Origin of the sequence: Paenibacillus sp. FSL W7-1332, from assembly GCF_037969785.1 — a bacterium.
GTDB lineage: Bacteria > Bacillota > Bacilli > Paenibacillales > Paenibacillaceae > Paenibacillus_AQ.
Genome location: NZ_CP150209.1, coordinates 1,830,215 through 1,848,204 on the forward strand (window position 1 = coordinate 1,830,215; position 17,990 = coordinate 1,848,204).

The 17,990-nt window shown below is 52.3% G+C and carries 17 protein-coding genes and 1 pseudogene; 12 read left to right on the top strand and 6 right to left on the bottom strand.

Annotated features, from left to right (window positions below):
• Positions 1–40 precede the first annotated feature (40 nt).
• From nagA to MKX98_RS07845, 3 genes are read right to left on the bottom strand one after another with little or no spacing between them, the layout of a single operon-like run.
• A complete protein-coding gene (nagA, locus tag MKX98_RS07835; protein WP_339222451.1) occupies positions 41–1,228 on the bottom strand; it encodes an N-acetylglucosamine-6-phosphate deacetylase in 1,188 nt (395 codons plus the stop codon).
• Positions 1,225–1,953, bottom strand: a complete 729-nt coding sequence (gene nagB / locus MKX98_RS07840; RefSeq protein ID WP_339222453.1) for a glucosamine-6-phosphate deaminase — start codon at positions 1,951–1,953, stop codon at positions 1,225–1,227. The genes nagA and nagB overlap by 4 nt, the downstream gene beginning before the upstream one ends.
• A 6-nt stretch (positions 1,954–1,959) precedes the next feature.
• Positions 1,960–2,832: a MurR/RpiR family transcriptional regulator gene (locus tag MKX98_RS07845; protein WP_194541435.1), complete on the bottom strand. Its 873-nt coding sequence runs from the start codon at positions 2,830–2,832 to the stop codon at positions 1,960–1,962.
• A 290-nt stretch (positions 2,833–3,122) separates the two neighbouring features.
• Here MKX98_RS07845 and MKX98_RS07850 point away from each other — a divergent pair, with 290 nt between their 5' ends.
• From MKX98_RS07850 to MKX98_RS07880, 7 genes are all read left to right on the top strand, one after another.
• Positions 3,123–3,347, top strand: a complete 225-nt coding sequence (locus MKX98_RS07850; protein WP_006208732.1) for a LuxR C-terminal-related transcriptional regulator — start codon at positions 3,123–3,125, stop codon at positions 3,345–3,347.
• A 278-nt stretch (positions 3,348–3,625) separates the two neighbouring features.
• A complete protein-coding gene (locus tag MKX98_RS07855) occupies positions 3,626–3,898 on the top strand; it encodes a hypothetical protein (RefSeq protein ID WP_339222456.1) in 273 nt (90 codons plus the stop codon).
• 174 nt (positions 3,899–4,072) lie between these two features.
• Positions 4,073–5,866: a sensor histidine kinase gene (locus MKX98_RS07860; protein WP_339222457.1), complete on the top strand. Its 1,794-nt coding sequence runs from the start codon at positions 4,073–4,075 to the stop codon at positions 5,864–5,866.
• On the top strand, positions 5,841–6,626 hold the full coding sequence (locus tag MKX98_RS07865; protein WP_339222459.1) for a response regulator: 786 nt from the start codon (positions 5,841–5,843) through the stop codon (positions 6,624–6,626). The genes MKX98_RS07860 and MKX98_RS07865 overlap by 26 nt, the downstream gene beginning before the upstream one ends.
• Positions 6,627–6,741: 115 nt before the next feature.
• Positions 6,742–8,061 (top strand): extracellular solute-binding protein, encoded by a 1,320-nt coding sequence (locus MKX98_RS07870; RefSeq protein WP_194541439.1) that lies wholly within the window; start codon positions 6,742–6,744, stop codon positions 8,059–8,061.
• A gap of 99 nt (positions 8,062–8,160) precedes the next feature.
• Positions 8,161–9,042 carry a sugar ABC transporter permease gene (locus tag MKX98_RS07875; RefSeq protein WP_194541440.1) on the top strand — a complete coding sequence of 294 codons (882 nt, stop codon included), beginning with the start codon at positions 8,161–8,163 and terminating at the stop codon, positions 9,040–9,042.
• A 13-nt stretch (positions 9,043–9,055) separates the two neighbouring features.
• Positions 9,056–9,940: a carbohydrate ABC transporter permease gene (locus MKX98_RS07880; RefSeq protein ID WP_339222462.1), complete on the top strand. Its 885-nt coding sequence runs from the start codon at positions 9,056–9,058 to the stop codon at positions 9,938–9,940.
• 106 nt (positions 9,941–10,046) lie between these two features.
• On the opposite strand, the gene MKX98_RS07885 is transcribed toward MKX98_RS07880, so the two are convergent.
• The 3 genes from MKX98_RS07885 to MKX98_RS07895 are packed head-to-tail and all read right to left on the bottom strand — an operon-like array spanning position 10,047 to position 12,377.
• Positions 10,047–11,432, bottom strand: coding sequence for a nucleoside recognition domain-containing protein (locus MKX98_RS07885; RefSeq protein WP_339222464.1), 1,386 nt, complete (start codon positions 11,430–11,432; stop codon positions 10,047–10,049).
• Complete coding sequence (locus tag MKX98_RS07890) at positions 11,383–12,129, bottom strand: FeoB small GTPase domain-containing protein (RefSeq protein ID WP_194541443.1); 747 nt, start codon at positions 12,127–12,129, stop codon at positions 11,383–11,385. Before MKX98_RS07890 ends, MKX98_RS07885 begins: the two co-directional genes overlap by 50 nt.
• Positions 12,126–12,377, bottom strand: coding sequence for a FeoA family protein (locus MKX98_RS07895; RefSeq protein WP_339222466.1), 252 nt, complete (start codon positions 12,375–12,377; stop codon positions 12,126–12,128). The genes MKX98_RS07890 and MKX98_RS07895 overlap by 4 nt, the downstream gene beginning before the upstream one ends.
• Before the next feature lie 232 nt (positions 12,378–12,609).
• Between MKX98_RS07895 and MKX98_RS07900 the strand changes: the two genes are divergently transcribed.
• The 5 genes and pseudogenes from MKX98_RS07900 (at position 12,610) to MKX98_RS07920 (ending at position 17,659) form a co-directional block, all read left to right on the top strand.
• Positions 12,610–13,680 carry an NAD(P)-binding domain-containing protein gene (locus MKX98_RS07900; protein ID WP_339224357.1) on the top strand — a complete coding sequence of 357 codons (1,071 nt, stop codon included), beginning with the start codon at positions 12,610–12,612 and terminating at the stop codon, positions 13,678–13,680.
• Positions 13,661–13,966, top strand: a complete 306-nt coding sequence (locus MKX98_RS07905) for a metalloregulator ArsR/SmtB family transcription factor (RefSeq protein ID WP_071223457.1) — start codon at positions 13,661–13,663, stop codon at positions 13,964–13,966. Before MKX98_RS07900 ends, MKX98_RS07905 begins: the two co-directional genes overlap by 20 nt.
• A gap of 368 nt (positions 13,967–14,334) precedes the next feature.
• A pseudogene (locus MKX98_RS07910) lies at positions 14,335–16,054 on the top strand (proline--tRNA ligase).
• A gap of 312 nt (positions 16,055–16,366) precedes the next feature.
• Positions 16,367–16,513, top strand: a complete 147-nt coding sequence (locus MKX98_RS07915) for a hypothetical protein (RefSeq protein WP_339222468.1) — start codon at positions 16,367–16,369, stop codon at positions 16,511–16,513.
• Between the two features lie 123 nt (positions 16,514–16,636).
• Positions 16,637–17,659 carry an MBL fold metallo-hydrolase gene (locus MKX98_RS07920; RefSeq protein WP_339222470.1) on the top strand — a complete coding sequence of 341 codons (1,023 nt, stop codon included), beginning with the start codon at positions 16,637–16,639 and terminating at the stop codon, positions 17,657–17,659.
• The last annotated feature ends 331 nt before the right edge of the window (positions 17,660–17,990 follow it).

A 17,990-nucleotide genomic window follows, 5' to 3' on the forward strand; every position in this document is an offset into this window, starting at 1 on the left:
CTCCTTTGCTATGTCTGCTATAAGTAATAATCAATCAGGATTAATGTTTGCGTTGTCCTTGAATCCAGACGCCTTGAAGCTCCAGATCACTTGAAAGCATCAGCACATCGGCAAGCTTGCCGGCTTCAAGAGAGCCTGTAAGATCTGCGATGCCGATCTTTGCGGCGGGATTAAGACTTCCAACGCGGGAAGCCTGCTCAATGCTTAACCCAACCTCTCGGACCAACAGCTGAAAGCCCTTGATCATCGTCAGTGTACTGCCAGCCAGGCTGTCTCGGTTGCTCTTGAGCGTGGCGATGCCGTTCTCGACAACAACCGGCAGGTCACCAATCGTATATTCGCCGTCAGCCATACCGGTAGCGGACATCGCGTCGGTAATCAGAATCAGATTTCCGTCTTGCTTCATGCGGGCCAGAATCCGAATGGCTGCGGGGTGGACATGGATACCGTCAGCGATAATCTCGCAGCTTAAGCGATCATCACTGAGCATCGCGCCCACCACGCCAGGCTTGCGGTGGTGCAGTCCTGTCATCGCATTGAATGTATGCACGCCATGGCTAAGACCTGCTTCAACGGCGGCTTCGACTTCCTCATAGGTGGCATCTGTATGCCCCAAGGCGGCTACGATCCCGTGGGTGTTCAGCCAAGAGATAGCCTCTAGTGCTCCCTCGCGCTCGGGTGCGAGCGTCACCTGGCGGATCAGGCCAGGGTAAGTGGATACCCACTCTTCCAGCCAATCGATATTAGCGTGGACGATATGCTCCGGATTTTGTGCGCCGGGCCATTTCGGACTGATAAAAGGGCCTTCGAGATGTACGCCCACCAGTCTTGTGTAAGGCATGCCTTGGCTCTGGTAGTCGTTAACTTCTTGCAGCACATGGTCGATGGCTGCCTTAGGGGCCGTCATCGTGGTAGCAAGCATGGCCGTTGTTCCCTGGGAGCTGTGGAACGACGTGATTTTATCCAGGACATCCTTGGAGGCATCCATGAAATCTTCACCGTTACCCCCATGTACGTGGATATCAATAAAACCGGGAATAATGTACCCATCCGGTTGATGGATCACTTCCGCTGCGGCCTGCTTCAGATCGGCAGGGAGTCCGGAAGCATCACCGGCGTAGGAGATGCTCTCACCTTGAATCGCCAGCACGCCGTCTTCGCGGATTCCGTTTGGCGTCAGGACTTGACCATACAGCAATTGGACAGATTCTTTTCGTTCGCCGCTCATACCAGCAGTCTCCCCGCACCTTGATCCAAAAGGACAACCACGTTCGGATGACATTGAAGCAGCGATGCCGGACATTGTGTGGTAATCGGTCCTTTCAATGCACGGTGAACAATTTCCGCTTTATCCTCACCACGGACGAGGAGAAGGATTTGCCGGGCTTTCAAGATCGTGGCAACGCCCATCGTAATCGCATGGGTTGGCACATCATCCAGGGTAGGGAAGAATCTTGCATTGGCGTTGCGTGTTTTCTCTTGCAGCTCAACCACATGCGTACCCCCACTCAAGGCTTCGCCAGGTTCGTTAAAACCGATGTGTCCGTTATGTCCAAGGCCGAGAAGCTGGAGATCAACCGGGCCGAATTCTTCCAACATTTTATCGTAATTCAGGCATTCTGCTTCCGCATCGGCAGCATTTCCGTTCGGCACATGGGTCCGTTCGATCTGGATGTCCACATGATTAAAGAACTTCTCATTCATGAAAGTGCGGTAGCTCTCGGGATGGTTCTCGGGAAGGCCTACATATTCGTCCAGATTATATGTTGTGGTCTGGGCGAAGCTGACCAGGCCCTGACGGTTCATTTCAATCAGTTTGGCATAGAGCCCGACCGGTGTGCTTCCTGTAGCCAGTCCCAGCTTAGCGCGCGGATTGGTGTGAAGCAGGCTGGAGATCAGGTTGGCACCTGTTTGCACAAATTGCTCTTCATCGCGGAATGTGTAAATATTCATTGGTTATTATCCTCCTCGGCTTTTGCGATAGTTTTGAACATTAAGATATGATTGCTCCAGACGGGGAACATACGTAGAGAAGTCCCGACTGGCCATACCCATGAACAGGATGTCGATAATGTGAAGCTGAGCGATACGCGAAGCCATGTCTCCCCGCCGCATTCCTTCCTCTAATGAAGATGAATACAGTGTGATGTCTGCCAGAGCGGAGATGGCGCTGCTTCGGTACGAGGTGATGCTGATCGTGAAGGCGCCGGCGTCTTTGGCACAAGTCAACGCATCGATGGTCTCCGGTGTTTCGCCGGAGTATGAAACAGCAACGGCAACATCGCTTGAAGCCAGGGTAGAGGCTGATGTGATCTGCATATGCGAATCTGCGAAAGCCGTGCAGTTTTTGCCGATCCGGATCAGCTTCTGGTAGAAGTCCTGTGCCACAATGGAAGAGGTAGCCACTCCGTACAGATCAATGCGCTTCGCGCGGCATAGGGCATCCACGGCACGCTCCAGCTGACCCAGATCGAGCAGCTCTGTCGTATCCCGTATCGAAGTCAGATGATTGGATTCAATCGCCTCGACGATGCCGGCAAGCGCGTTGCCGGCAACGATATCCTGATAGCGCGTATTTCCCGTGCGTGAGGCCATTTCGGCATGAGCGATCTCGGCGGCGAGCTTGAGCTTAAAATCAGGATACCCCTTACACTGAAAGTTCTTACAAAAACGGGTTACGGTGGCAGCGCTGACCTCACACTGCTCTGCAAGATCTTTAATGCCCATATGCACAATCTCGGATGGAGCTGTCAAAATAAACTCTGCGAGCCGTCGTTCCTGACGGGGCAGACTTTCCTTTTCGACAGAAATAATATGCAAGATTGGTGTCATCACAAGCCTCCTTCAAGGTTCCCGGTGAGCTTATTGCTTGGGCATAACAAATGGGATTCCATTTCTGAAAATAATTTTTATAAATATGAAAAAATAAAGAAAATTATTTTTACACCATCATCATAGACCAACCCTCGAGAGGAAGCAAGGACAAAAATCGCCAATACGGGCCAATCGCCCAAATTGTTCGCCTCTTTCGCACCTTCCCCCCTCATCTTACATAAGATGAGTTGACTGTATCCCTTACCCTTGTTAGACCACACATACCCGGGCAAGGAGGGGTGACACCATTGAAGGGGACCGACCATAACAGCAAGTTCTTGTTAACCCACCGTGAACGCGAAGTGTTTGAATTGCTAGTGCAGGACAAAACGACTCGCGATATCGCCGGGCAGTTGTTTATTAGCGAAAAGACGGTGCGTAACCACATCTCCAATGTCATGCAGAAATTAAACGTCAAGGGCCGTTCGCAAGCTGTCGTTGAGTTGATAAAACTCGGTGAGTTGAAGATCTGACACCATGCCGGTTGCATGAACGAAAGCACAGCGAAAGCCTTCCTTCCCGTAGCAACGGGAGTGAGAAGGCTTTTTTGTGTTTTCATTGCGGAAGTCCGGTTATATTCTGTGATTAGAAATGGGCAGAAACTGCCATGACAAATACAAGATATGTTAAAATGTTCGCAAATGTATTAATGTAGCGACGTCGTTTATACGTGATCATGGAGTGTAAATCTGCTAATCGTTTTTTAGCTATTTTGTACAAATAGCCTGCACATGTCGGAGGTGAAATAAACATGGGATGGATGATCGGGATGATGACCGGAGCCGTTCTAGTCCTTCTTGCAGTTGTATGGATCAGACGCAAGAAAAGAAGCGGAAGGGAACGTAATGTTATCCATCTGAACACAACAACGCGAACCCGGAGCGGTCAGCACGGACAAGCATGCAGTAAATGCCGGCGCAAGCGACAATTAATCTTTTACGCGGATGACGCCGGCGCCGTAAGAGGGCTGTGCACCGATTGCAAAAGAGAGCTTGAGCGGCATCAGGAATTATATCCGGTATAGTATGTTTGGCTGTATATGAGAGGAAGTGCAAGGGGAAACTACCTTCGCATTTCCTCTTTTTTTGAGTAATAAAGTACATATGCCTTGGCCCTTTGCGGAACGGCGAGGACTCCCTAACTTCAACAAGATTGTGTATAGTGAATTACAGTTCCAAATCGAAAGGGAGTGCAGAACTTGAACAGGTTTGGCAGGCTGAATACACTGCGGAATCAAATCTTCCTTGGATTTATGCTGGTGATGGTTATCGTATTGGCATTGGTCGGGGTGTTTGTATATGATCAGGTTTCGGCTTTGCTGCGCAACAGTGCGGAGAAGCATATTCAGCAGACGGCCGTTCAGGCCACGGGAAAGCTGGATGCGCTGCTCAAGCAGGTGGATACGCTGACGGCTCAAGTCTCGACGAACGCAACGGTTCAGCGCTTTCTGGCGCAGGAGACCGCGGGTAATCCGATAACATTCGGTGAACGGCAGTCCCTTCAACAGGAGGTTCGTAAATATGAAGCCTACGCTACGGGCATCCGGTCGCTGGAATTATATACGAAGGATTATCGGCGGCTGTTTCCACTGGATGAAGGAAGTCTGACCAGCCGGGTTAGGAGCGATTGGATTGCTGCGGCAGACCAGGGCATGGGGAAGCTGGTATGGTTCGGTCAGGATCCCCGGGACCCGGATGTGGTGGTAGCGGTACGGAGAATTCGGCTGATTGACCATTCCTTTGCCCACGGCGGATACTTGCTCGTGAAGCTGGAGAAGGACTATTTTGCGCTGGCGGACTCTGCAGGCGGCATGGGCACCGATTCGCGTGAAACGATGGGATTGTTTGATCAGGCGGGGAATGAAATCTCGTCCGATTTTGCCACCGTGGTGGATGCGAAGGAGGTTTTGCACCGCGAAGGGGAGACGGTTACGGTCGGCCATGAGGACTATATTGCCGTACAGAAACAGTCTGAGGCCACGGGCTGGAACCTGGTCATCCTGACGCCTGTCGATTATACGACGGAGGGGATATCGGTGCTGCGGACCGCGATCATCGTATCCGGGGGCGTGGGTGCGCTGCTGTTTCTGTTCTTAAGCTTTATACTGACCACGATGATCATCCGGCCGATTTTGAATCTGATCAAAGCCATGCGCGGCGTGAGATTGGGAACGCTGAAGCCCATTGCCGTCACCTCGAAGACGATGGAGATCAACGAGCTTAACAATTCGTATAACCAGATGGTGGATTCGCTGAACGAATTAATCGAGGTTGTGTATCAGAAGGAGATCATTCAGAGCCGGACGGAACTTAAAGCGCTGCAGGCGCAGATCAATCCGCACTTTCTTTTTAACACATTGGAAGCGTTTTACTGGGCGCTGGATGATCAAGGGGAAGAAGAGCTGGCCCAAATCGTGGTCGCGATGTCCGGCTTATTCCGTTACGTCATTAACCGCAAAGACGAGGATGAGTGGGTATCGGTCCGGGACGAGCTGGATCATGCCGAGCGTTATTTGATGATTATGAAAATGCGGATGCTGGACCGGTTATCCTGGAAAATCGAGGCGGATGAAGCCAGCAAAAACGTGCCGATTCCGAAGCTGCTGATTCAGCCGATCGTGGAAAATGCGATCCTCCACGGAGTTGAGCAGCGATTGGGTCCGGGCACCGTTATTGTACGGGCGAAGGTCTCGGATCATCCGGGATATACGGTCATTTCGGTTAGCGATGACGGCCCGGGAATGGACGAGGAGACGGTGGCCTCTCTGTATTCCTCCATGGAAAAGGGATACGCGGAATCTTCTAAAAAAAGCGGTGTTGGCATTGCCAATGTAGAGCAGCGAATCCGGTTGTATTACGCTTCCGGGCAAGCCGGCCTGCGTATTCACAGCGTGGTGGGCCAGGGAACGACGATTTCATTTCAAATTCCGAATGATTTTCAGGCTAATGGTGGGGAGGGGGAACAGCATGAAAACGATACTGATCGTGGATGATGAGCCGAGAACGAGGGAAGGGGTAAGGAAGACCCTGGAGGCATGGTCGTCGGGGCGCTGCAGAATCGTGACGGCTTCAAGCGGCGTAGAGGCGCTGGAGTGGCTGCAGGAGCAGGTGGCTCATCTGGTGGTGACGGACATCCGCATGCCGGAAATCGGGGGACTTGAGCTCATTGAGAGATTGCATGAACTAGAGCATCCGCCGGTCATTATCGTCATATCCGGTTATTCGGAATTCGATTATGCCCGTAGAGCGCTGCAATACGGCGTCGTGGATTATCTACTAAAGCCGCTGGATAAGCGGAAGCTGGTAACTGCGGTCGAATCGGCCCTGGAACGCCGGGAAAAAATAGACCGGATTGAGCGGATGGAGAAACTGGTGGATCCCAAGCTCCTGGAGGCGGCGCAGCAGGATAAGGGCTACAGCACTCAGGTGCAGGAAGCGCTGAAGTACGTGGATCAGCACCTTCAGGAATCGGTATCGCTTAAGGAAGTGGCAGAAGTGCTTCACCTGAATTCCAGTTATTTCAGCGTGTTATTCAAAGAGCAGACCGGACTCACCTTCAGCGAATATTTAACGCGTCGCAGGGTACAGCGGGCCAAGGAGCTGTTGGCGGGCACATCGCTGCCTATCGCGGAAATTGCGGAGAAGGTGGGATACCAAACGGCGAAATATTTCGTGAAAGTGTTCCGTGACCTTGAGGAGGTAAGCCCGAGTCAATACCGCCATAGCGTATCCGATAGCGGAGAGGAAATCTAATAAAAGTGGAATTAGTCCCAATCATTATGACCTTATACAATCATCCCCTCACTGATAAAATTTGATTAAAGCGGTTTCAATACGCGAACAGCATACTAGAAAAGGGGTTGTAAACGTGTTCAACAAAAAATGGACGGTTCTGCTTCTAACATTGTGTCTCGCACTGGTTGCGGCTGGTTGTGGATCGAGCAACAGCAGCACGGGGGATTCAGGCAACAGCGGCAGCGAGGGCGATAAAGTTACGGTGAACTTCATGCACTTATGGCCGGCAGGCGTTTCTGCGGGACAGAACAAAATCGTGAATCAGATCATCGAAGAATATCAAAAAGAGAATCCGAACGTGACGATCAAACAGGAAGTTCTGGATAATGAGCAATATAAAAATAAATTGAAAGTGCTTTCCGCCTCGAACGAGCTTCCGGACGTAGGGGTAACCTGGGCAGCGGGATTCCTGAAGCCTTATGTCGAAGGCAAACTGTTTGCACCAGTAGATGATTTGCTGGACGGTCAGCTTAATGGCAAGTTCGTAGCCGGCACGACCGAGGCTTATGCCATTGACGGCAAAACGTATGCGCTTCCACTCGAGTTCAATATCGCTCCGGTATACTACAACAAAGCGATATTCGAGCAGCATAATCTGGCGATTCCGCAAACCTACGAAGAATTCAAAAATGTCGTGAAAACGCTGTCCGATAACGGGATTGCTCCGATCGCACTGGGTAACAAGGATCGCTGGACCGGTTCGCTCTGGTACATGTACCTGGCAGACCGAATCGGCGGACAAGAAACGCTTGCCAGCGCAATCAGCGGTTCGGGTTCTTTCAAGGACGAATCGCTTGTAAAGGCAGCCGCCGAGGTTCAATCGCTGGTGGATGGCAACGCGTTTGTCAAAGGGTTCAACGGCTTATCCAACGAGGAAGCGAAATCCGAATTCCTGAACGGCAAAGCGGCCATGTACATGATGGGGACCTGGGAACTGCCTAACTTTACGACCAATGAAGAGATTCCGCAAGAATTCCGCGACAGCGTCGGTTTCTTCAAATTCCCGACGGTTGAAGGCGGCAAAGGCGATATTAACAGCTGGGTAGGCGGACCGGGTGTCGGCCTGTTCATCGGCGAGAACTCCAAAGTGAAAGAGGAGTCCAAGAAGTTTGTTGAGTATTTCGTCACCAAGTGGGGCGAGCAGTCCGTCACAGGTGCCGGCGTCATCCCTGCAACGAAGGTGGATACCTCGACGCTTGAGCTTCCGCAGCTGTACATCGATCTCTTTGATGAAATGAACCAAGCAAGCAGCATCACCCTGTTCGCGGATGTACAGATGGAGGCGAATGCCGCCGAGACACATCTGAACATGATTCAGGCGCTCTTCGGCAAAGCCGTGACGCCGGAGAAATTCTCCGAAGAGCATGAAGCGGCGATCTCCAAAGGGAACTAAGACTCTTTAGGACAACAAAGAAACGGGACCCTGATTTATCCGGCAGCGATGCCGGATAAATCTTTCCTTAAGACCATAGGAAGAAAGGAGTCGGACACTTTGGATAAAGTGATGTCCAACAAAAAAATCATCGCGCTGTATGTTTTGCCCGCACTGCTTGTGATTATGGCCGTCGTTTATATTCCGATCCTACTTACCGCCTATTACGGACTGAACGAATGGAACGGCATCGGTGCGATGACCTTTATCGGACTTGATAACTACCAGGCCCTGCTCTCGGACGGCAAGTTCTGGGACAGTGCATGGCACTCCCTGCTGTTAGCCGTATTCTCGGCAGCAAGCCTGATCATTTACCTGGCCGTGGCAATGGTGCTGGCCTCCAAGATCAAGGGAGCCAACCTGTTCCGTAAAATCTATCTCATCCCCATGCTGCTGTCCTCCGTTGCGATCGCGCAGCTGTGGCTGCGCATTTACCACCCGACGAACGGAATTGTGAACAGCTTCCTGGAATCCATCGGGATCACGAACCCGCCGGCATGGCTCGCTGAGCCGTCGCTTGTCTTGTTCGCATTGTTTATTCCGATTCTCTGGCAGTATGCCGGTTTCTATATCTTGATCTATTATGCAGCTTTGAAGAATATCCCGGCATCGCTGGTGGAAGCGGCCAAGATCGACGGTGCGACTTCCCTGCAAATTGCGTTCCGGATCAAGCTTCCACTCATCATGGAAGTGATTAAGGTTACGATCGTGCTGGCGGTGGTAGGTTCCTTGAAATATTTCGACCTCATCTTTGTTATGACGGACGGGGGGCCTAACGGCGCAAGTGAAGTGATGGCGTCCTACATGTATCACACGGCTTTCCGCGCTTATGATTTCGGTTACGGCAGCGCGATCGGATTCTTCCTGCTGGTGATCTGTCTGATCGTAACGTGGGTCATACGGAAATTAACGGCATCGAAAGAAACGATCCAATATTCATAAGGAGGAATGCTTCATGATATCCGGAGCCACAGGACAGCTCCAAGACGGGCGCGCCCGGTCCGGAAACGGAGTGGGGGGCAAGCTGGGTTACGCGCTGCTGTATATCGTGCTGATCGGCGTTGCCGTATTCCAGCTGTTCCCGCTCGTATGGCTGCTGCTGTTCTCATTAAAAAACAATCAGGAAGTATTCGATCTTCCTCCGTTGTCTCTTCCGATGAATCCGCGTTGGGAGAATTATGAGAAGGTATGGAGTGCCGGCAACATCAGCGTATATTTTCTGAACAGCGTCTGGATCACCGTTGTCGCGACTGCGCTCACGGTCATTCTGGGAAGTCTCGTCACCTTCGCGGTTACGAGAATGAAGTGGAAGGGCAGCTCCTTCGTCCTCGGATTATTTATGGTTGCCATGATGATTCCGGTTCACTCCACCTTGATCCCGCTGTTCAGCATGTTCAACAAGGTTGGCCTGACCGATCATCCGGTTTCTTTGATATTGTCGTACGTGGCCTTCAATATGCCGATTACCATTATGATTCTGCTCGGGTTCTATTACACGCTGCCGAAGGAAGTGGAAGAGGCGGCGGTCATGGACGGCTGCTCGGTTCACCGGGTCTTCTTCCGGATCGTGCTTCCGATGACGGGCTCGGTGCTGGCGACGACAGCCATCATTAACATGATCTACAACTGGAACGAATTTATTTTCGTGAATACGTTTATCAGCTCGGACATATTCAAGACGCTCACCGTCGGCGTGCAGAACTTTATCGGACAATACACAACCGATTGGGGCGCGATTGGCGCAACCTTGATGATCAGTATTTTGCCAATCCTGCTGATGTTCCTGTTCCTCAGTGATCGTATCGTGGAAGGCATCGCTGCTGGTTCGGTGAAAGGTTAAGTTTCATAGAACTCATCCATTTCCGGATAAAATAAACGAGCCGCTTCAAGGAGACTTCTTGGAGCGGCTCGTTTGCTTTATATGATGCTGATTCAATCCTCGGTCGTTAAACCCATCCCAGTGCCCGGGCCACCTGAGTGACCAGGAAGGTGACGCCGATGGCGATGGCCGTCGGGATGGCAAAGGACAGGAACGTCCACTTCGCGCTTTTCGTTTCCTTCCAGATGTTGACGAGCGTGGTTCCGCATGGATAATGAAGCAGCGAGAACAGCATCATGTTCAGTGCGGTCAGCCAGGTCCAGCCTTGGTCCAGGAAGATTTGCTTGAGGGCAAACATATCGGTAACTTCGGTCAGGGACCCCGTAGCCAAATATCCCATCAGTAGGATCGGCAGCACGATTTCATTGGCGGGAAGTCCGATGATAAAGGCCATCAGAATGAAGCCATCGAGTCCGAGTGCGCGCGCAAACGGATCAAGAAATTCAACGAAATGAATCAGAATGCTGGCATCGCCAATATAGATGTTGGCAAGCACCCAGGTGAGCACGCCTGCAGGCGCCGCTACGATAATGGCTCTGCGCAGCACATAGAGGGTTTTATCCAGGGTCGACCGGAGAATGGTATTCAGTATCTTCGGTTTACGGTATGGAGGCAGCTCCAGGGTGTAGTGGGAAGGAATGCCTTTCAAGGCGGTTTTGGATAGACCCCATGATACCGTGAGCGTGACAACGACACCGATCAGCACCATGCCCATAACAACGGAAGCCGTTACGAGCGTCTGGGCTCCTCCCGAGAAACCTGCAGCCATGAACAAGGAGGCCAGCAGGATCAGGGTCGGCCAGCGACCGTTGCAGGGCACGAAGTTATTGGTCAGAATAGCGAGCATCCGCTCCCGAGGCGACTCGATGATCCGGGTCGACATAATGGCCGCCGCATTGCAGCCGAATCCCATCGCCATGGTGAGGGACTGCTTGCCGTGCGCTCCTGTTTTTTTGAACAGGCGGTCCAGGTTAAAGGCTACCCGAGGCAGATAGCCATAGTTCTCCAGCAGCGCAAAGGCTGGAAAGAAGATAGCCATGGGAGGCAGCATGACACTGACAACCCAGGAGGTCCCCCGGAACAATCCGAGAATCAGCACGCCATAGAGCCAATCGGGAGCATGGAGGGCCTGAAAGGCCATCGTCAGGTATCCTTCGATCCAGCCAAAGAAATTTGCCAGCATGGAAGAAGGCACGTTAGCCCCTGCGATCGTTAAGTAAAAAATAACGCCGAGCATGGCCAGCATGATCGGAAATCCCCACAGCTTGGAGGTGAAGATGCGGTCCAGACGCTCGGAACGGTACAGAAGCTCACGATTGGTGACGGTGACGGCATTACTGCACAGCTCGCGGGATTTTTTGAATAATTCGCCCACGATGTCTTCCCGAACGTCCTCTACCTGCTCAGCAGGAATGGCGGCTGTTAGAGCTTCCAAGCGCTTTAGCTGTTCCAAGTGAAATCCCTCCTTTATCCGAAGCCTTTAATCGTTCTTTCAGCGTCGCGATCAGCTTCCGGTCTCCATCAAGAAAACGGATCGCCAGCCATCTGGCTGGATATTCGTCGCCAAGAATGTCTCGTAATTCGGACTCCAGGCCGGAAATTCGCGATTCCAGATATTCGTTATATTTCATACGGTACGGCGTAGTCGGAGTCTGCCCTGTGCACATGAGAAGCAGCTGCTCGGACAGGGTATCCAGCCCTTCGTTATTTCTGGCCGATATCGGAATGACGGGAACCCCGAGCTGATCCGCCAGCTTGCGTGCGTTAATCTTGATACCTTTTTTCTTCGCTTCGTCCATCAGATTCAGGCAGATGATGACCCGGTCGGTCATTTCCAGCACTTGCAGCGCAAGGTTAAGGCTTCTTTCCAGCGCCGTAGAATCCAGAACCAGCAGGGTAACGTCCGGTTTCTCAAAAATAATATAATCGCGCGCCACTTCTTCATCGGCCGAGTTGGAGAACAAGGAGTACGTCCCGGGCAGGTCGATAAATTGGAAGCGGGTGTCTTTGTAATCGTAATAGCCGCTTGCGAGACTGACTGTTTTGCCGGACCAGTTGCCGGTGTGCTGCTTTAGCCCGGTGAGCGCATTAAACAGCGTGCTTTTTCCCGTGTTCGGGTTGCCAGCCAGCGCGACGGTAAAAGTTCTCATGATGACATCACCTTACCCCAGATTAACTGACTTTCTTCTTTTCTTAATGCAATGACGGTACCTGCCACTCTATAAGAGGTCGGATCGCCGAGCGGGCTGGCTTGCAGTACTTCGACAACGGAGCCCGGTACGAATCCGAGGTCCAGAAGCCGTCGTTTATGCTCTTCGCGGATATCCACCTGTTCAATCAGAAACCGCTCGCCGAGCGCTGCCTGATGCAAATGCTGCCGATATTTTGTCTCATCCATAAAGTTTAACCTCTCCCTACTAAATTGGGCCGAGCATATATTGTTTCCTCGAAGCAACTTTATGCCTATAGTATGACTGAATGTGTATGTTGTCAACTGGATTCATCAGATATTTATTCCAGTTTCATGCGGCGTTTGACGATGCAATCACCATTTTATGCTTGAAGGGGAAACAAGATCCATGTTATATGTATATATGAGCAATTATTCATATAATTGGAGTGATACCTATATGATATGGGACGTAATCGTTATCGGCGCGGGGCAGGCAGGATTGGCAGCTGGCTATTGGCTGCAGCAGGCAGGGATGAAGTTTCTGTTGTTGGATCGGGGGATGGAGGCAGGCGATGCATGGAAGATGAGATATGATTCCTTGAGGTTGCTTACGCCGAGGACTCGTAGTGCCTTGCATGGAATGAGGTTAGAGGGGGATCCCGACGGGTTCCCGGATAAAGATGAGATGGCGTCCTTTCTGAAATCGTATGCAGCGCGGTTTAGGCTGCCCATTCAGTTTGAGACGGATGTGAAGTGTGTCCGGAAGGAAGAAGACCGTTTTATGATCGACACCCATCAGGGAGAATATCATGCAAAGGCGCTGATCATCGCTACCGGGCCGTTCCGGCAGCCTCGAATTCCGACGTTTGCAGCATCGGTTCCAGAGGACATTCTCCAACTGCACTCATCCGATTACAGGCAACCTTCACAGCTTCAGGAGGGCGGCGTTCTTGTCGTTGGCGGCGGGAACAGCGGGGCACAGATTGCGGTCGAACTGTCACGTGGTCGGGAAACGTATTTGGCCCTCGGACAGCAGCCGCGTTATTTACCCATGACCATTGGGGGAAAGGGCATGTTCTGGTGGTTGGACAAACTCGGCATTTTATCTGCCGGCGGTTCCTCCTGGTTGGGGCGTAAGCTGAAGCGCCGCGGAGACCCGATTTTTGGATATGAATTGAAACAAGCGGTCAAGTGCGGTAAAGTGGTGTTGAAAAAGAGAGCCGTTGATGCCGGCGCTTCCGGAATGCGATTCGAGGATGGAACGGAGCTTAAGGTTCAGAATATTATCTGGGCGACCGGCTTTGTTCCCAGCTATGATTGGCTTCAAGTGGATCGAGCGCTGGATCATGAGAAGGCTGTTATTCATACACGCGGTATCAGTCCGGTAAAGGGGCTCTATTATGCAGGTTTGCCTTGGCAGACGCACAGGGGCTCCGCACTCTTGGCAGGAGTTTCACGGGATGCCCGCGAAATCGTTCAAGCCATTATGGAGAAGAGGGGATTAGTTTATGGAAAAAGAGCACCATGAGCTGCTGCACGAAGACGAGGCCATGGAAGCATCACGACTGCTGAAGGCCATCTCGGATCCGACGCGGATCCGGATTCTTCATTTGCTCTCGCAAGAAGAATGCCCGGTCGGCCATATTGCCGAGGTGCTTGGCATGAGTCAGTCGGCGGTATCCCACCAGCTTGGCTATCTGCGAAGTTTAAGACTGGTCAAATACCGGAGGGAAGGAAATACATATTTTTATACGTATGAAGATGAGCATGTCATCGGGATCTTACGGCAGGTGCTGGACCATATCGCTCATTAGAATCACCTGACCCGTTCATGCTTGACATTCCGACCGTCCGGCTGTAATGTATTGGAAAATGAATTTCCCGTGAATAACGATCATCAAGGACATGAGGATGCAAGATTCGGCGAGACAGAAAAGAAGCCCTTGGCTGAAAGGCTTCCCCCGCTAGGCTGTGTCCTTCCTACCTTGTAGTTGCCCGCTGTGAACAAGCGGCGCCGGTTTGGCCCGTTACCGCCGTATGAAGCATCTTCAATGGAGCGTCTTTTGCGTCCGGCAAGATGGAATCAGGGTGGTACCACGAGCACATTCGTCCCTAGGAGCGAATGTGCTCTTTTTGCGCTCAGGCAGGTTCATTCATGGATATAAGAAGGAGTATGAGGAAGATGCGGCAAAGCCAATTATTGATGACAACGATGCGTGATGTGCCTTCCGAGGCGGAGGCACTGAGCCATCAATGGATGCTCCGCGGCGGCTATATCCGTCAAACGGCAGCAGGAATCTATTCGTATCTGCCGCTGGGATGGCGGGTCTTGCGAAAGATCGAAGCTATTATTCGGCAGGAAATGGATGCCTCCGGCGGACAGGAAATGCTCATGCCCGCTGTTCAGCCCGCCGAGCTGTGGAAGGAATCGGGCAGGTACGATGTTTACGGTTCGGAACTCATCAGGCTGCATGACCGCCATAATCGGGAGTTCGTGCTTGGACCAACCCATGAAGAAGTGATTACGTCCATCGTTCGCCAAGAGATTTCTTCGTACCGGAAGCTGCCAGTCAACCTGTACCAAATTCAGAACAAATATCGGGATGAGCGGCGTCCGCGTTTTGGTCTGCTGCGGGGGCGTGAATTCCTGATGAAGGATGCGTATTCCTTTGATCGGAACTGGGAAGGCCTGGATGTGTCCTACCGGAACATGTATGAAACGTATGAACGAATCTTCAGACGCTGTGGCCTGACGTTCCGGGCGGTGGAAGCCGATGCGGGTGCCATTGGCGGGCAAGGGGAAACCCATGAGTTTATGGCACTGGCGGATATAGGCGAGGATACCGTTGTTTCCTGTACCGATTGCAGTTATGCTGCGAATCTCGAGCGAGCGGAGTCTGCGGTTTCAGCTGAGCCTGCAGGAAGAGAATCCGTAAAGACAGACGGAAGCTCAGTTATAGAACGGGTAATAACTCCCGATGTGAAGAGCATTCAGGAATTGACTGACTTCCTGCAAGTCGGTCCGGAGCAATTGATCAAGACGCTGATTTACCACGTGGATGGAGAACGGGTTGCTTGTCCGGGGAGACCGCGAAGCAAACGAGGCAAAGGTGAAGTCTTACCTAGAGGCAGAACTCGCGGAATTAGCGAGCGCCGAAGAGGTGATGCAGGCGACGGGAGCCCCGGTCGGGTTTGCGGGACCGGTAGGTCTAACCCTGAAGGTATTGGTCGATTCCGAAGTAGCAGTTATGGCAGAGGGGATCACCGGTGCTAACCAGGGGGATACCCATCTGAAGGGAGTCCGCCCAGGACATGATTTTTCGCTGGAACACACCGGCGATTTCCGAAATGTAACAGAAGGTGAACCTTGTCCGCGCTGCGGAGCTCCGCTTCAGTTTCATCGCGGGATCGAGCTTGGACATGTGTTCAAGCTGGGTACGAAGTACAGTGAGGCTATGAACGCCATGTACCTGGATTCCGACGGACGGGAGAAACCGCTGATCATGGGCTGCTACGGTATTGGCGTCTCCCGCGTCATGTCCGCCATCGCCGAGCAGTGCATCTCGGATGAGCGGTTGGTCTGGCCGATGTCCGTGGCTCCGTTCAAGGTGCACATTATCCCGGTTGCGGTTAAGGATGAGATACAGATGAAACTGGCTGAACATATCTACAGCGAGCTGAATAAGGCTGGTCTGGAGCCGCTGTTGGATGACCGGGACGAACGGGCTGGCGTCAAGTTCAAGGATGCCGACCTTGCCGGCGCTCCGATGCGTCTGATCGTTGGACGCGGAGCCGTTAACGGAGAGGTCGAATGGATGGGCGAGGACGGAATCAAGATCACCCTGCCTGCCGAGAAAGCCATCCAGCGCTCACTCGCGGAGATAGACCGTCAGCTGAAGTGATATTATGGAGCCTTTCAGTATGAGGCGAGTATTCATTAAGCTGGAGATGAGTAGAAGGAATTAACTTGGAATTTCAAGAGGTTGCAGAACGTGCAATTTCCCAAGAGGGACTTTGTGGATCGAAAAGAGAGTGTAAACATCATGCAAGTCCTAAGAAAGTCTTACAGGATTGAAATGAAGCGTACTCAGCTAACTCAAAAAAATTACAGTTTCGCTAATGGAGAAGCATCCCCAAGTTTATATGACTATGGGGATGCTTTTCGTATATGAAAGAAGGTCATCTGCTTATTAAGATCAGATGGTACACGCTTTATGATGAACGAGCACGAAGCAGCGGAGCGGACGAATCGATTCCGTAAAAGCGGCAGCGGTCGCCTTTGCCATCGGATTTTTACAATCAATCAATACGATGAAAAAAATCCGGGGGCAACAGCGATTGGAGGAACGATGCGTACGTGAAGCGTCCTTTGATGGAAAACAGTAGCATCTAAACCAGGCAGCCTGCTATACATATCCCGATTACAAGCTTATGATGAAAGAGTCGGATTTGAAGTCATAATGCAGATGGAGGTTGCATCTACAATGAATCAGGAAGAGAAGGGAAATAGCCCGGACATTCATCATATAGAAGAACATCAGCTCAGTCAGGTGAAGATTACATTGTCCAACCCTTTAAGATGGGTGAACAGCTATGTGCTGCGGGGGGATGACGGTATGACCATCATCGATCCGGGGCCGCGAACGAGTTCCTCGGAGCAGGAATGGCTGGCGGCGATGGAGCAGCTCGGGTTCGAGTTCAGCGACATCGCTTCGGTCGTGCTGACCCATCATCACCCGGATCACTATGGGCTTGCCGGGTGGTTTCAGGAGCGTTCGGGCGCCAAGGTGTGGATGTCAGAGCGGGCGCATCGGGAAGCGATGCTCATGTGGGGAACGGATTCCGCGATGGATCACGAACTCCCGGCGTTCTTCCGGCAGCATGGCATGCCGGAAACCAAGCTTGCCCTGCTGCCGGAGCATCTGAACGGCTTCTTTCCCCAAGTTACGCCGCAGCCGGAGATCTCGTTTATCAGCGAGGATCTGCCGTTCCGGATGGGCAGCCGGATATGGGTCCCGGTGCAAACGGCCGGCCATGCTCCGGGGCATCTGTCGTTCTTCCATGCAGACAGCGGCGTTCTGCTATGCGGCGATGCCGTGCTGCCGCAAATCTCGCCCAACGTGAGCCTGCTGCCCGGCAGCGACGCCGAGCCGCTGGCACTATTCCTCGCAGGGCTGCGCCGCCTGCGGGAGCTGCATGTCCGGACGGCGTACCCCGGACACCGCCACCCGTTCACGCATTTTCGTGAACGGATCGAGACGCTCCTCCTCCATCACGAGGAGCGCTTAGCCGCCATCGCCGGCATGCTGAGTGCTGCCGGCCGCCTAACCGCCTTCGAGGTCTGCACCGCCCTCTTCGGCGAGAAGCTCGGCATCCACCAGCTGCGCTTCGCCATGTGCGAAGCGCTGGCCCATCTCGCCGAGCTGGCCCGCCGCGGGGAAGCCGAGGAGATCGAAAACGAGGATGGAATGCGCTATTTTTCTGTACGGAAACAGCCGCATTCCTGATATAATCAAGACATAAATAAAACCGTCTGCTTGTACGTTGACTTCCATCATGCGTAGAATAGGCGGTTTTTTGTTTAATAGATTCAGAGGGCTACATTGTGGAGCATCTCTTGATCAGAAGCAGCCGGATAGTCTGCCCGCGCAGCCGCTGCGATCAGGATGCTTGGCAAGTGGCGCCACGGCTTTTTTATAGAAGAGGAGGCCGATAATTCCTAAGATGGGGGGCCTTTCCCTCAATAGAGTCAGAGTTAGAGTCAGAGTTTCTCACTACCCCGCATATAGTTGATGTACCTTGCTGTTTAAGTAAGGCATTCCCTCAAGGCTTTTTTCT